At 64.7% G+C, this 14856-nt stretch carries 14 protein-coding genes; 6 read left to right on the forward strand and 8 right to left on the reverse strand.

Annotated features, from left to right (window positions below):
* The first annotated feature begins 109 nt into the window (after window positions 1–109).
* Complete coding sequence (gene metG, locus AC27VE_RS12885; protein WP_488704047.1) at window positions 110–2176, forward strand: methionine--tRNA ligase; 2067 nt, start codon at window positions 110–112, stop codon at window positions 2174–2176.
* 42 nt (window positions 2177–2218) lie between these two features.
* On the opposite strand, the gene AC27VE_RS12890 is transcribed toward metG, so the two are convergent.
* From AC27VE_RS12890 to AC27VE_RS12910, 5 genes are all read right to left on the reverse strand, one after another.
* The gene (locus AC27VE_RS12890) at window positions 2219–2686 is read right to left on the reverse strand and encodes a type II toxin-antitoxin system VapC family toxin (protein ID WP_427957485.1); all 468 of its coding nucleotides are present in this window, start codon (window positions 2684–2686) and stop codon (window positions 2219–2221) included.
* Entirely contained in the window at window positions 2683–2892 is a 210-nt protein-coding gene (locus AC27VE_RS12895) for a hypothetical protein (RefSeq protein WP_488704048.1), read from the reverse strand. The genes AC27VE_RS12890 and AC27VE_RS12895 overlap by 4 nt, the downstream gene beginning before the upstream one ends.
* Before the next feature lie 114 nt (window positions 2893–3006).
* Window positions 3007–3741 carry a sulfurtransferase gene (locus tag AC27VE_RS12900; protein WP_488704049.1) on the reverse strand — a complete coding sequence of 245 codons (735 nt, stop codon included), beginning with the start codon at window positions 3739–3741 and terminating at the stop codon, window positions 3007–3009.
* An 85-nt stretch (window positions 3742–3826) separates the two neighbouring features.
* Complete coding sequence (locus tag AC27VE_RS12905) at window positions 3827–4624, reverse strand: META and DUF4377 domain-containing protein (RefSeq protein ID WP_488704050.1); 798 nt, start codon at window positions 4622–4624, stop codon at window positions 3827–3829.
* A gap of 134 nt (window positions 4625–4758) precedes the next feature.
* The gene (locus AC27VE_RS12910) at window positions 4759–5289 is read right to left on the reverse strand and encodes an META domain-containing protein (RefSeq protein WP_035213732.1); all 531 of its coding nucleotides are present in this window, start codon (window positions 5287–5289) and stop codon (window positions 4759–4761) included.
* A 303-nt stretch (window positions 5290–5592) separates the two neighbouring features.
* Between AC27VE_RS12910 and AC27VE_RS12915 the strand changes: the two genes are divergently transcribed.
* The gene (locus AC27VE_RS12915) at window positions 5593–6741 is read left to right on the forward strand and encodes an acyltransferase family protein (protein WP_488704051.1); all 1149 of its coding nucleotides are present in this window, start codon (window positions 5593–5595) and stop codon (window positions 6739–6741) included.
* Here AC27VE_RS12915 and AC27VE_RS12920 read toward each other — a convergent pair.
* A complete protein-coding gene (locus AC27VE_RS12920) occupies window positions 6722–7117 on the reverse strand; it encodes a helix-turn-helix domain-containing protein (RefSeq protein WP_427957479.1) in 396 nt (131 codons plus the stop codon). The two genes, AC27VE_RS12915 and AC27VE_RS12920, sit on opposite strands and share 20 nt — an antisense overlap.
* Before the next feature lie 728 nt (window positions 7118–7845).
* On the opposite strand from AC27VE_RS12920, the gene AC27VE_RS12925 reads away from it, so the two are divergent.
* Window positions 7846–8658: a response regulator transcription factor gene (locus AC27VE_RS12925; RefSeq protein WP_488704052.1), complete on the forward strand. Its 813-nt coding sequence runs from the start codon at window positions 7846–7848 to the stop codon at window positions 8656–8658.
* A gap of 469 nt (window positions 8659–9127) precedes the next feature.
* Window positions 9128–10339, forward strand: coding sequence for a voltage-gated potassium channel protein (kch, locus tag AC27VE_RS12930; protein WP_427957477.1), 1212 nt, complete (start codon window positions 9128–9130; stop codon window positions 10337–10339).
* A gap of 5 nt (window positions 10340–10344) precedes the next feature.
* Here the strand turns inward: kch and AC27VE_RS12935 are convergent, their stop codons facing one another.
* Together AC27VE_RS12935 and AC27VE_RS12940 are read right to left on the reverse strand one after the other, a co-directional pair.
* Window positions 10345–11865: an EAL domain-containing protein gene (locus tag AC27VE_RS12935; protein ID WP_488704053.1), complete on the reverse strand. Its 1521-nt coding sequence runs from the start codon at window positions 11863–11865 to the stop codon at window positions 10345–10347.
* A gap of 211 nt (window positions 11866–12076) precedes the next feature.
* Window positions 12077–12697 (reverse strand): TetR/AcrR family transcriptional regulator, encoded by a 621-nt coding sequence (locus AC27VE_RS12940; RefSeq protein WP_488704054.1) that lies wholly within the window; start codon window positions 12695–12697, stop codon window positions 12077–12079.
* 192 nt (window positions 12698–12889) lie between these two features.
* Between AC27VE_RS12940 and AC27VE_RS12945 the strand changes: the two genes are divergently transcribed.
* Window positions 12890–14347: an efflux transporter outer membrane subunit gene (locus AC27VE_RS12945; RefSeq protein ID WP_488704055.1), complete on the forward strand. Its 1458-nt coding sequence runs from the start codon at window positions 12890–12892 to the stop codon at window positions 14345–14347.
* Window positions 14348–14364: 17 nt separating this feature from the next.
* Window positions 14365–14856: HlyD family secretion protein (locus tag AC27VE_RS12950; RefSeq protein WP_488704056.1), on the forward strand; the 492-nt coding region annotated here is incomplete at its 3' end.

The following is a 14856-nucleotide window of genomic DNA, read 5'->3' on the forward strand; positions in this document are numbered from 1 at the left end:
GGGTTGCGTCATTCCCGGGCACCGGCGCCCCCTGCGGCGGCCAAGTCTGCGCCGTTGCCCTAAAATGGCCGGCCAATCCCCTTTTTCCCCTCAACCTCTACTGACAACCATGTCTCGCACCCTATTTGTCACCACTGCGCTGCCCTACGCCAACGGATCTTTCCACATCGGCCACATCATGGAGTACATCCAGGCCGATATCTGGGTTCGTTCGATGCGAATGGCGGGCCACACGGTGCACTTCGTAGGGGCGGATGACGCGCACGGCGCGCCCATCATGTTGAAGGCTGAAAAGGAAGGCATCACGCCGCAGGCGCTGGTCGCCCGCTACGCCGCTGAGCGCCCGCAATACCTGAACGGCTTCCACATCCGTTTCGACCACTGGCATTCCACGGATTCCGCCGAGAACGTCGCGCTGTCGCACGACATCTATCGCGCGCTGAAAGCCCAGGACCTGATCGAAACGCGCTCGATCGAGCAGTTCTACGACCCCGTCAAGGGCATGTTCCTGGCCGACCGTTACATCAAGGGCGAGTGCCCCAAGTGCCACGCCAAGGACCAGTACGGCGATTCCTGCGAGGTCTGTGGCGCGGTATATGCGCCCACCGAGCTGATCAACCCGTACTCGGCGCTGACCGGCGCCACGCCCGTGCTGAAGTCGTCGGACCACTTCTTCTTCAAGCTGTCCGACCCGCGCTGCGTGGAATTCCTGCAGCAATGGACCACGGGCTCGAACGCCAATGGCGGCAAGCACCTGCAGCCGGAAATGCTGGCCAAGACCCGCGAATGGCTGGGCGCCGAAGACGGCGAAGCCAAGCTGGGCGACTGGGACATTTCGCGCGATGCGCCCTACTTCGGCATCGAGATCCCCGATGCCCCGGGCAAGTACTTCTATGTGTGGCTGGACGCGCCGGTCGGCTACCTGGCGTCCTTGAAGTCGTACTGCGAAGTCAAGGGCCTGGATTTCGACGCCCTGCTCGATCCCAATGGCACCACCGAACAAGTCCACTTCATCGGCAAGGACATCGTGTATTTCCACGCGCTGTTCTGGCCCGCGATGCTGAAGTTCGCCGGCCGCAAGACGCCGGACGCGGTGAATGTGCACGGTTTCATCACCGTCAGCGGTGAAAAGATGTCCAAGAGCCGCGGCACCGGCATCTCGCCGCTGCGCTATCTGGAAATCGGCATGAACGCCGAGTGGATGCGCTACTACATTGCCGCCAAGCTGAACGCCCGCGTCGAAGACATGGACTTCAACCCCGAAGACTTCATCGCCCGAGTCAACAGCGACCTGGTCGGCAAGTACGTCAACATCGCCAGCCGCGCCGCCAGCTTCATCACGAAGCACTTCGACGGCGCCCTGGGCTATTCGGGCGACACCGCCGCGCTGTCGGCGGAATACGCCCAACAGGCCGAATCCATCCGCGCCGCGTTCGAAGCCCGCGAATACAACCGCGCCATCCGCGAAATCATGGCCTACGCCGACGGCATCAACCAGGCATTCGACACGGCCCAGCCGTGGGTGCTGGCCAAGGGCATCGCCACGTCGGACGACGCGCAAAAGGCCGCGCTGCAGGACATCTGCTCGCGTTCGCTGGCAGGCTTCAAGGCCCTGTCCGTGATGCTGGCCCCCGTGCTGCCGTCGCTGGCCGAGCGCGTGGCGCTGGAACTCTTCGGCGCCCAGGCGCCGTTCACGTGGGCCGATGCCGCCGTCCTGCCGCAGCGCGTCGCGCCGTTCAAGCACCTGATGCAGCGCGTCGAACCCCAAATGCTGGAAGACCTGTTCGAACCGCCCGCCGCGCCGGTCGTGGTGCCCGGTGGCGAGCCGCTGGCCGAAACGATCTCGATCGACGACTTCGCCCGCGTCGACCTGCGTATCGCGCAGATCGTCAATTGCGAACACGTCGAAGGTTCGACCAAGCTGCTGCGCCTGACGCTTGACGTGGGCGAAGGCCGCCACCGCAACGTGTTCTCGGGCATCAAGTCGGCCTACAAGCCGGAAGACCTGATCGGCAAGCTGACCGTCATGGTGGCCAACCTGGCCCCGCGCAAGATGAAGTTCGGCGTCTCCGAAGGCATGGTGCTGGCCGCCAGCCACGCGGACGAAGCCGTGGACGCCGGCATCTACGTGCTGGAACCGTTCCCCGGCGCGAAACCCGGCATGCGCGTGCGCTGATCGCGCAACGCCCATCAGGCCAAACGGCCAACTCGCGCAAGCTCAGCGAGTTGGCCGTTTTTGCGTTGGCGGCCGGCAAACTGCGCCACCGCTTTGCCAGGGATTGAACACTTTGACGCCGCAAGGCAGAAAATCCGACGCGTCCCGGGTGACTACGGTCATGTCGTGAACCAGGGCCGTAGCGGCGATCAGCCCGTCGAACAATGGCTGTGCATCCGGCACATGCAGTTGCGCGCCGCGCAACGCCACCGCGTCATCGACGGGCAGCACTCTGCCATCAAAGGTAGGCAACACCTGCTGGTCCAGCCACGATCTGAGTAAAGCGCCCTGCACAGGGTCACGCCGCACCAGGCGCAGTACGCCAATTTCCAGTTCGTGAACAGTGATGGCCGATACGTAGAGTTCACAGATATCCACACTATCGGCCCACTGCGCCACCGGCTCACTGGCTTTGCCCATCCGAACCTTGCGCAGTTCAGACACCACATTGGTGTCCAGGATGAACATCACGTAAAGTCCGCGGCGGCAGCCGGCCTTCGCCGCTGCGGAAGTTCGAGTTCGATATCGGCAGCGCCGGGCGTCGCCAGCACGTCCGCAATGCTATTGCGACGCCCCGATACGAGGCGTGCTGCCACGGTGCGAGCCGGCATGCGCGCCCGGGTCTGGCGTTCCGCGGTAACCGAGGTCGCCTGGCGTGAAGTGCGTTGAATCGTCATGGGTTTCTCCTGATCAATAGCCATCAGGGGAACGGTAGCGCGTCAACGTGCAGCGGCGATGTGGGCTGCGTGCCAAAGCGGACGGATTCCCGTCAGTATCCGCCGCAGAACACCTTACTTGCTAGGCGCAAGCTCCGGGTCCAGCGAGTGCCGTTCGTCGAAGACGAAGCACTTGCCCTCGTAGCCCGGGCCGCCGGTTTCCTCGAAGTACTTGAGGATGCCGCCGTCCAGTTGATACACGTTCTGGATGCCGGCCTCGTTCATGTAGATGGCGGCCTTCTCGCAGCGGATGCCGCCCGTGCAGAAGCTGACGACGGTCTTGCCTTCGAGTTCGGCGCGGTGCGCCTGCACGGCGGCGGGGAATTGCGTGAAGCGGTCGATGCGCCAGTCGATGGCGTTCTTGAACGTGCCTTCGTCCACCTCGAACGCGTTGCGGGTATCCAGCATCACCACGGGCCGTCCGGCGTCGTCCGCGCCCTGCGCGAGCCAGCGCGCCAGCGTCTGCGCATCCACGCCGGGCGCGCGCCCGGCCTCGGGGCGGATGGTGGGGTGATCCATGCGGATGATCTCGCGCTTGATCTTCACCAGCAGCTTGCGGAATGGCACGCCTTCGCTGTGGCTGAACTTGACTTCCAGGTCGGCAAAACGGGCGTCCGCGCGCAAAGTCTGCAGGAAGGCGTCGATGCCCTCGGGGGAGCCGGCGAGGAACAGGTTGATGCCCTCTTCGGCCAGCAGGATGGTGCCCTTGAGCGCCGCGTCGCCGGCTTGGGCTAGCAGGTGGGCGCGCAGGTCGGGCAGGGCATCCAGCGAAACGAATTTGTAGGCAGCGATATTGACGACGGAAGTCATGGCAAAGCGAAGGAAAACGGACGGCGAAGCCCGTAATAGTAATCGCTGGGCGGGTTGCCCCGCCCCCCGCCCGCCTTGATCCTGCTCAACGAGTGACGATTTCCTGCTCGATCACGGCGTCCAGCACCCAGCGCATGGACGAGCCGCCTGCCGGCGGATTCGCGTCGGGCACTTCGACCACGCGCAGGCGGTAACGGATGCCCGGCTGGAAGTTGAAGCCGGTGATGTCGCCGTACCAGAACTGCCAGGGCTGGGAAGCGCTGTCGCGCACCTGATAGCACTGGGTGCGCCCCGCGCCGGCGTTGCAGGGCACGCGTTCGGAATTCACATAGACCAGCTTGGTCGGCCCCGCCTGGCCACCCGCCACCGGGTCGACGCGGCGGCCGAAGTCCAGCGTATCGCCGGTGTTCAGCACCCACGTCATGCGCTGCGGGTTGTTGGTGTTGTCCAGCGACGTGGCGGTGATGCGGGTCAGGCCCGCTAGGAAGTCCTGCTCCAGCGACATGTTCTGCGGAGCGCAGGCCATCATCGTCGCCACCGGATTCGCCTGCACGATCAGTTGGCCGTTGGCGACGGTATAGGGCGCGTTGTACTGGTTGCAACCCGCAAAGCCGGACATGCGCGGCGCACCCCGGTCATGGATGAAGGTGACGGTAAGCGGACGGGAATTCGTGGACGGATGCGGAATGGTGCGCAAGCCGCCGCCCGGCTGGGTCCAGCGTGCGAGGTCCCAACTGGTCTGCGCCAGGATGTCCGACGCCGAGGCCGGCTGGTAGCGAGGATCCTGCCCGTCTGCGGCCCGCTGGGGAGGCGACGCGCAAGCGGCCAGGCCGAAGGACAGAACGCACGGCAGAAGCCAGCGCAAGGAAGCGGTAACGGACATGGGGGTCTCCCGGAATGCAAGGAATTCCCTGGCCCCAGGCGACACGCCAGGGTCGGGCAGCGCCATTGTAGGCGTGCCCCGACCCTGTTTTCAGCGCGAAAACATCCTGAAACGGATATCCGCTGCGCCGCGCGTTACGGCGTGGGGGGATCCTGGCGGCGCTCGAACTCCAGGACGTCGCCGCCGCGCAGGTTGAACGTCAGGTGCCGCGGCGCGCCGCCGCTATCCAGCGTGAACGTGTCGATGATGGTTAGGCCCCGCAGGTAATCGGCTTCCAGCTTGGCGCGCTCGGGCGCGGCGCACGCCATGCGGGTCGAGGCAGGCGCGTTGATGAAGAGTTTGCCGCTTTCCAGCTTGTAGGAGCCCATGTAGCGATTGCAGCCCGAAAAACCGTTCACCTGGTACTGCTTGCCTTGCGCCAGAAACGTGAGGCGCACCGGTTCGCCGTTGTCGCCGTGCGGGATGTCGCGCAGCGCACCGCCGGCTTGCGTCCATCGCACTAGTTCCCAGCTGGTCTGCGCCAGGGAATCCGCGCTGCTGGCGGCGTTGGCCGCTGCTGCGCCCTCGGCGCGCGCGCCCCCCGTGGACCCCGCGCAACCCGCCAATGCCACGGTCAGAAGGCTCAGGCAAAGCAACCGGCAACGCGAAGACAAATGAGTAAGCATGGATGGGACTCCTAAGAAATTCACACCCTCGACTGTAACCGGCACTGGGGCGCAACGCCCTTTCTCTCCCCCCTACAGCCGTATCCAAAAGCAGCAAGCGCCGCCCCCGTACTCACGCCGATGAGGCAGAGGGCTGCATCGAATGCCGCATGGCGGCGCCCCCGGGCGACGCGCAGAATCATTGCAGACCATCTTGCCGGCCCACCCGTGCAGCACGGGCAGACGCCACCGGTCACAGCGGTACCGCAGACGCAGGTGTCCGGCCCGAGGGGCCAAACAATAAGACGACCGGGAGACACGGCGATGGGCTTTTTAAGAACCTTACTGGCGCTGTCAGTGGTGCTGGACCACCTGGGCGGCGGCTATGCCGACCATCTGGTCGGCGGCCGGCTGGCGGTGCAGCTGTTTTATGTGATTTCCGGCTTCCTGATTTCCTATGTGCTGACCGCAACGGACAACTACCAGGGCGCAACCGGCAAGTTCTACGCCAACCGTTTCCTGCGGCTGTTTCCCATCTATCTGGCGGTGGCAGCGCTAACGTTGATGGCGCACGTGATGAGCGGCGGTGCGTTCTTTCGCATCTACGACGCCCTGCCCTTTTCCGCGGAATTGTTCCTGGTGCTGGCCAACCTGTTCATCCTGGGCCAGGACTGGCTGATGTTCTTCGGCATCGAACACTCCGCCCTGGTCTTCACGGGCAGCTTCGCGCATAGCGAAGTGCCCTTGTATCAGGGGCTGCTGGTGCCGCAGGCGTGGACGCTGGGCGTGGAGATGAGCTTCTATCTGGTGGCCCCCTTCGTACTGCACTCCCCACGCCGGCTGATAGCGCTGCTGGCGGCCTCGCTGGCGTTGCGCGCAGTGCTGGTCGCCACCGGCATCGGCACGACCGACCCGTGGACGTACCGCTTCTTCCCCACGGAGCTGGCGCTGTTCCTGGTTGGATCGTTGTCGCACCAGGTACTGCTGCCGCGCTGCAAGGCCTGGACACGGCGCATCCACCGCCTGCCGGAACTGGGCACCGCCGTGTTGTGTGTCTATTGCCTGCTTCATTTTTCGATCGGCCTGAACCACAACGTACGCGACGCGCTGGCGGTGCTGCTGTTCGCGGCCCTGCTGCCCCTGGCGTTCCTGTTCCAGTCGCGGCACCGGCTGGACAAGGCGATCGGAGAATTGAGCTACCCCATCTACATCTGCCATTCGCTGGTGATCATGTTCTTCAGCTGGCTGTTGAACGAGGTCGAAGTGCATCAGCCCATGCTTTTTGCAGCGCTGGTGGTCACGGGCTGTATCGGGTTCTCGGCGCTGCTGAACGGCTTGATCGCCGATCCCGTGGAACGCCTGCGCAGCCGGTTGCGCAGCGAACCGCCGGGCCGCGGGCAAGCGCAAGCGGCGGATGTGCGGCGGCCCGCGCAACCGGGACAAGCGTTGGGATCTATTCGCCGCGCGCCTTGATGTAGGCGGCCAGCACAAGCTCGATCTGCCGCTTTTCCTGGGAGCTCAGCCGCGAGTAGGTCGCGTACGAGACCGATTCGAACGGCCAGGCAGGCGGCTGGGCGACCTCGCCCACACTGACGGGCGGATCGGCATAACCGGAATTCAGCATCGGCCCCTCTCCGGTGCTGAGCCACATCGGGCTGACCCGCAAGGCGCGGGTCAACTTGATGAGGGCATCGCTGGAGGGTTGCAGGCGTTGCCCGCTTTCGTAGTTGCCGATGGCGCTTTGCGACAGGTTGCTTGCGACTGCCAAGTCCTTTTGAGTCCATCCCTGAAGCATTCTTGCGTTGCGCAGACGATGGCTAAACGTGTCCAATCGATCAACCTGAGACATTAATATGAATTTATTTATTTGATTAAAACATCTCAATACTGGTGCCAAATAAACGGATTGCACCCCAATTTCAGGGTTAATCCGTAAATCGCAACAATTGCCTGCTTGCCTGCCGCTACCCACGGCTCGCCCCGCTTCACCCCATGCTGGCGAAAAATCAAAAATCCCATATCCGCCATTGACTTACCGCAATTGCAGGCAAGAATGCCCAAGGCATCCCTGCGCGCGCTCGGACGCTGCGCGCACCAAAAACCCGCATAAGTTTATGGGTATTTTTGGATCAAAAATAGAAAATAATGTATCGGTAATACTTAATAATTTACTGTCGCAAACGCGAAAACAAACAGTGTTTCAACCCTTTCCTGAGGGTTTCGGCTGCTCGCAAAGTTACCAACAGAAACTACAGAAACGTATCTTCACAAAAAAACACGCCCGTGTTTAAATGAAACACGGGCGTGACTTCCATGCAGGATCGGGTCATCGGCGGCCAGCGGCGACAGCGCGTCGGCCACGCGCCGAACGGGATCCCGGACCCGGCCAAGGCTGGCCGCAAGCACATAGAACCTGGGCAGTTGTCCAGACCTCTCGCCCACATTCAAACAACACCGCCAGACGGTCCCGTCATGGCGCGCAGCTTAGGGAGAGGGGGGTATGCCAGGTCTGCCGACGTCAACGCGCCTCCTCTTCAAGCGCCGCCTCCATGCCGCGCCACCTCATTGGAAGCATCAATGAACAACACGCTGGATGTCATTTTCCTCGGGCAGGACGATGCCAGGCACGCCAGGCTTGTGGACGCCCTGTCCCACCTGGGTTTCAGCATCCGCCGCTGCTACGACCTCGTGGATGTCTATGACCGCTATTCCCGCCGGCCCAGCCCGCTGATCGTGCTGGAGGCGCCGCTGCCCGATATCCACAACGCCGCCGTCCGCCTGCGCGCGGTGGATCGAAGCCTGGGCATCGTGGCGATCGCCACCTTCGCGGATACCGAAAGCCGTATCCGTACGCTGCTCTGCGGCGCGGATGCCTGCTTGCCGCCTGAAGTCAGCGGGCTGGAGCTAGCCGCGGTACTGCAGGCGCTGGTGCGCCGCGCGGTGGGGCTGGACGGCATGGACGCCACGCCCGACACGCACGCCGAAGAACCCGTCCAGGAAACCTGGCGGCTGGCGAACAAAGGCTGGACCCTGATCAACCCGGCGGGCCGCATACTGGGCCTGACGACCGGGGAACGCGACTTCCTGTCGCGCCTGGTGACGGCGCCCGACCGCAAAGTCAGCCGCGACGCCTTCTACGCCGATGGCGCGGAAGATGCCGACAGCGGCATCACGCGCCGCCGCTTCGTGGACGTGATGATCAGCCGCCTGCGGCGCAAGGCGGCCGCCAATCAGATGACGCTGCCGATCCGCGCGGTGCATGGCTGGGGCTACATGTTCGCCGCGGACATCACGCTGGATCTGGACTATCGGGATGTTGGGGATGACAGCCGCGTGGACGGGCTGGAAGACTGGCGCCGGGAGACGGCGGACGCAAGCGCGTCAACGTAAGGCGAACCCGTAAGGCGAACCGGGCGGCACGGCCCGGCGGCCCTGCCGGTCGCGCAATGCGACAGGCGAAAAAAACGCGGCGCTGCCCCCGAGAGGTAAGACGCCGCGCTAAAACAACACGTGAACCCGGAGTCATCAGCCGGCACTGATGCCTTCTACCTGGATCACGCGATTCCAACATTCGTGCCTCATACTACTCACGCACGGTCCGACCGTGAACCTGAGCGGGGTCTCTAGTCCCCGCACAAGCTGCAACGTGATCAACGCCCGGGGTCTGGGCCCGCCCTGACTGCTGGCGGGCTTATCGCCCGTATCAGCGGTTTTCCTCTTGGATAGCCGCGTGATGGGGGAAGTTTAGGACTTCGGACGTGAATCCAGTAATTCTTTGTTGATAGCCTTCTATACCTATTAGATATAGCAAAGCGTTGTAGCCGCCATCCTAAAATGGCGCAAAAGGACACGCCTTCCCATGCCCATCACCCTCCCATCCCTGCGGCAGCGTTTCAGAAAAGTGCTGGCGTTCTTTCCGCCCAACTGGTGCCTGGCCATCCTGGTGGCGCTGGACGGATACGCCTTCATGCACCCGGTGCTGCGCGAGGTGCGCGCCCGCGAGTATTCCTTCTGGCTGGCGCTGGACAACTGGCATGAAGTGATGCGCGTGGTGGGCCTGCTGGAGATCCCGCGCCTGGTGCTAGGCGTGGGCTTGCAGGTGATTGCCCTGGGCCTGATCCTGAAGGCCCGCATCGCGTGGGCGTTTTCGCTGGTGCTGCTGATCGGCATCGGCACCTTCGGCATTCTGGGTGACGGCGGCCGCGCGGGGCTGGGCATCTACACGCTGGTGCTGGTCATTGCGTTGATTGTGTACTGGCGGCGCTTTGACCGCGCCAGCGTCACCGCGGGTTCGCTGTTCGCGCTGGTCAGCGTCCTGTCATTGCTTATTTACGCGGTGTTCGGCACGCTGTACCTGGGCAACGAATTCAATCCGCCCGTCACCGACGCGGGCACCGCGTTCTATTTCTCGATCGTGTCCATGTCCACGGTGGGCTATGGCGATATCACGCCGCACACCATCACTGCCAGGCTCTTCACCGCGTCGATTATCATTCTTGGCATCACCGTATTCGCCACTTCCATCAGCGCGATCGCCGGCCCGGTGATCGGCGGGAATCTGAAGCGGCTGGTCAAAGGCAGGTTCTCCACCGCCATGCGTAAAAACCACATCATCATTGCAGGCGAGACCCCACTGGCGCTGAGCGTCTACGACGGCCTGCGGCGTCGCGGCGAAGAAGTCACGGTCATCGTACCCACCGGTTCGGCGCAAGAATATCCCGCCGCCGCAGACCTGATCGAAGGCGACTCTTCAAGCGTGGAAGTCCTGCACACCGCGGGCGTGACCCGCGCGCGCTATGTGCTGGCGCTGCGCGCCGACGATGCCGAGAACGCGTTCATCGTGCTGGCGGCCAAAGAAGCCACCGGCGACAGCGGCGCCAAGACGGTGGCGCTGGTCAACACCAGCAAGCATCTGGAGAAAATCCGGCGCGTGCAGCCCGACATGGTGTTTTCGGTGCAACTGCTGGGCGCCGAACTGCTGACGCGCGCCATCAACGGCGAGCCCATGGACAGCCAGGCCATCACCGACCTGTTCTTCGCCAAGGCCGCGACCCCGGCCAAGCCTGCCTGAGCGTTTCAGGCGGGCTGGGAGCCGGGCGGCGAATGCCCCGCGTACCAGGGCACGAATTCCGCTGAGGGCATGGGGCGCGCGAACAGGTAGCCCTGGATGAACGCCACCCCGCGCGAGGTCAGGTAGTCGAACTGCACCTGCGTTTCCACGCCCTCGGCCACGACGGCCAGGTTCAACCGGTGCGACAGCGTGATGATCACGTCCAGCACCGGCGCCTCTTCGCCCGTAGGCTGGATGGCATGCACGAAACCTTTGTCGATCTTCAGGTAATCCACGGGGAACTTCTGCAGGTACGACAGCGAGCAGTGGCCGGTGCCGAAATCGTCGATGGCCACGCGCACACCCTCTGCACGCAACGCATCGATATTGCGGCGGGCCTGCCCATTGTCCGAGATCAGGCTGCGTTCGGTGATCTCCAGCACGATCAACGGACGGCGCGCTGCGACGTTCGCCCGGAAGGCCTGGATTTCGGGCACCAGACCGGGGCTGGAGAGGTGCTCGGGCGCGATGTTTACGCCGATGTGGAAGTCCGGCGGCGTCTGCCAGGTTTGCAGGTCGCGTTCGATCAACCGCAGCAGGTGTTGCGTCAGCGGAATGATCATGTCTTCGGCCTCGGCCGCAGCGATGAAAATGTCCGGCCGCACGAAGCCCACCCCGGGCCGGTTCCAACGCATCAGCGCCTCGACGCCTTCGCATTGCCCCGTCAACTGGCCATACACCGGCTGGTAGTACACCTGGAATTCATCGGCCTGCATCGCGCGGCGCAATTGCTCTTTGAACGACAGCCGGTTCACCTGAAGGCGGTAGGCTGCGAACGCCAATCCGGCGCCGATCAGCATGGCCACCGGCAAATAGCTCAGCATCAGTTGCTGCCAGGCGCTCACCACGCTTTCGGATGGCGCCATGACCTTGATGGACAGCGCCACCCGGCCATTGTCGCGTGTGACGTCCTCGTATACGAGTTCAGCAGGGCCCTGCCGCGCGTTCCAGGAGTCGCTGCGAATAGGCGCCCCTTTACCCACCGTGAGCTCGAACCGGTAAGCGCCCAACGTCGCCACGGCGTTCAGCAAGTCCAGCACGTAACGGCCGTCCACCGCCACCGCGCCGCTATATCCTGGCGCGCCCGGTTTACCCAGCAGGATCGCGGGGCGTCCTGGCGCCAGCGGCGTGCCCGCCACCGAAAACAGCCAGCGCTCGGGCGGGATGCCGTCGAGCCAATGGCGGAAATTTCCAAGTGTGAAGTCCACGTCCCCCACGACAGACGAACAGTAGATATGTTCGTTGTTCGCCAGGATCAGTGACCGGAAATACGGATTCAGCGAGCTCCAGCGCTGCAACGAGGACAGTACTTCGGCGCAGGGCTTGGGCGTCAGTTCCGCCACCCGGTCCAGCAGGGTCCAGGCGTGGGAAAGCATGTTGTCGACCTGGACGCGGACGATCTTCGCCGCGGCTTCAGCCGCGCTGCGCTGCTCGTTCTTGGCGTGCAGCCAGGTCCAGCCCACGCACAGCAGGACGGGAACAACCAAGGCGAACGCCACCGGCAGATAGCGCCAAGATGGCACACGAACCGTCATCCCTGATGTCGACAAAAGCGCCTCGCTGGATATTCCGTCAATGTGCAATGACTCCGTGCATGGATAGGACACCAAGCGAGACTCAGCGTCAAGAAACTTGGGGCGGGTGGGCGGGTGGGCGGCTGCGCGCCGGGCGCAATTCTGCCCTAAGGGCTGCTGCGCGTCAGGCCACGACTTCCGGCTCGAGCAGCCGGCGGATCAGCGCCACGTGCCCCCGGCGCCGCGCCGCCAGGTTCACGCATTCTTGCGGCCCCATCAGCGCCGACATAACGATCGTGTGGATGACGGGCGCCAACAGCAGCCAAGGGTGCTCAAGCGCCAGGCAATCGCCGCACAGCCCCCGCGCCCGCGCGCGCTGCAGCACCCGGCCGATATCCGCCTGGCGCGCGCCGGCGGTCTCACGGCGCCAGCGTGCGGCCAGATGCGGCACGCGGCCGCTTTCGGCCAGCAGCAGCCGCATCGTGCTGACCGTGGCCGGGTCGGCGAGGCTGGCATACAAGTGGTTCACGATGCGCTCGGCCAGATGGCGGGGCGACGAGGCGCCGTCGACCACGGCATCCACATCCAGCGGGGCCGGGTCCAGATGGCGCGCCAACAAGGCTTCGAACACCGCTTCCTTGCTGGAGAAGTGGGCGTAAAGGCCGCCTTTGGACAAGCCGGCCTGCAGCGCGATGTCGTCCATCCTCGTGCCGGCATAGCCGGCTTGCGAGAAGGCCTGCAATGCCGCGTCCAGAATCTGCCCGACGCGCACGGCAGGAGGTAAACGGCGGCGTTGCTCGCGCATGGCGGATCCCTCGAACAATTTCCGCCATTAAAAACCGACTGGTCAGTCGCTAACTTGATGCGCATCAAGGAATGCGCGCCGCGTCCTCGGCACAATGGTTGCATGACCCGGGTAGCGGGTCCGTCCAGGCGCCGGGCCACAAGCCTGTCCGCCACGGACGCGCCCGGCCCACCCTGCGCTGGAGACCCATGCATGACCCGTTGTCCGCTTCCAGTCAAAACCGCCCTGCGCATCGCGCCCGCCATGCTGGCCCTGCTGATGGCGGCCGGATGCGTGTCTATGGCGCCGCCCTACAGCCGGCCTGCCCTGCCCGTGCCCGCCGCCTACGATGCGCCGGCGGCCCACCCCGCCGAACTGTCCGCGTCGCACATCCCTTGGCGGACGTACTTCTCCGATCCCGCGCTACAGGCATTGATCGATACCGCGCTGGTCAACAACCGCGATCTGCGCACGGCGTTGGCGCGTGTGCAGGAAGCGCGCGCCCTGTACGGCATCCAGCGCGCCGATCAGTTTCCCACCGTGGGGGTGCAGGCCGACGGCACCCGCGCCCGCGTCCCGGGCGACCTGAACCTGACGGGTCAACCTCAAGTCAGCAGCCAGTATCAGGTGGGCTTGGGGCTGGCCAGTTGGGAGCTGGACTTCTGGGGCCGCGTGCGCAGCCTGAAGGATGCCGCGCTACAAAACTACCTGGCTACTGACGCCGCGGCGAAGGCCGCCACGCTAAGCCTCATCACGCAAGTGGCCGACAGTTATCTGACGCTGCGCGAACTGGACGAACGGCTGGAGCTGACCCGCGAGACCATCGCGTCGCGCGCCGAATCACTGCGCATCTTCCGCCGCCGGTTCGAAGTGGGCGCGATCTCCAAACTGGACCTGACCCAGGTGGAGACGTTGTGGCAGCAAGCGCGCGCACTGGGTGCGGACCTGGAGCGCATCCGTGCCGAACAGGCCCATGCGCTGGCGCTGCTGGTGGGCGCCCCGCTGAACTTGCCTGAACAGGCAGAACCCCTGGACGATACGGCCGTCATGCGTGAACTGCCGGCCGGGCTGCCTTCGGACCTGCTGGTCAACCGCCCCGACATCGTGGCGGCAGAACACCAGTTGCAAGCGGCCAACGCCAACATTGGCGCGGCCCGCGCGGCTTTCCTGCCCAGCATCACGCTGACGGGTGCGTTCGGCACGGCCAGCGCCGAGCTCGACGGCCTGTTCTCGGGCGCAAGCCGCGCCTGGAACTTCGCACCCAGCATCAGCCTGCCGATCTTCGACGCCGGCCGCCGCCAGTCCGCGCTGGACCTGGCGGAGGCGCGGCGCGACCAGGCCGTGGCCGGCTACGAGAAAACCATCCAGGCCGCCTTCCGCGACGTGTCCGACGCGCTGTCGGCGCGGCACTGGCTGGCCGAGCAAGTGGAGGTATTGCGCGCTACCGTCGCCGCGCAGACCGAACGCGCCCGTCTGGCGCAGCTGCGCTATGACCACGGCGCGTCGCCCTACCTGGAGGTGCTGGATGCCCAGCGCGACCTCCTGGCCGCGCAACAAACGCTGGTACAGACGCGCCGCGCCTTGCTGTCCAGCCGGGTCGGCCTGTATGCCGCGCTGGGCGGCGGCACGCAAGCGTCGGCCGCGGCCTCGGCCGACGCCGCCCTCCAATAATCCAAGGAATCGACACCATGCGCCTGCCCTCCCGAAAACTGATTCCCATCCTGATCGCCCTGGCGGTGGCCGCGGCGGGTTACGCAGGCTGGCGCCTGCTGGCCGACACCGGGCCGGGCGACGGTTTCATCAGCGGCAACGGCCGCATCGAGGCCACCGAGATCGACGTGGCCACCAAGCTGGCCGGTCGCGTGCAGGACGTGCTGGCCATTGAAGGCGATTTCGTCACGGCCGGCCAACCGCTCGCCCGCATGCAGATTGACACGCTGAACGCGCAGCGCGAAGAGGCCCGCGCGCAGCATCAGCAGGCCATCAACAGCGCCGCCAGCGCCTCCGCGCAAGTGGCCCAGCGCGAAAGCGACAAGCTGGCTGCCGAGGCCGTGGTGGCGCAACGCGAAAGCGAAGCGGATGCCGCGCGCCGCCGGCTGGCGCGTTCCGAAACCCTGTCCAAGGAAGGCGCATCGTCGATCCAGGAACTGGATGACGACCGCGCACGCGTGCGCAGCGCG

Source organism: Achromobacter sp. 18P8.1.1 (genome assembly GCF_057799415.1).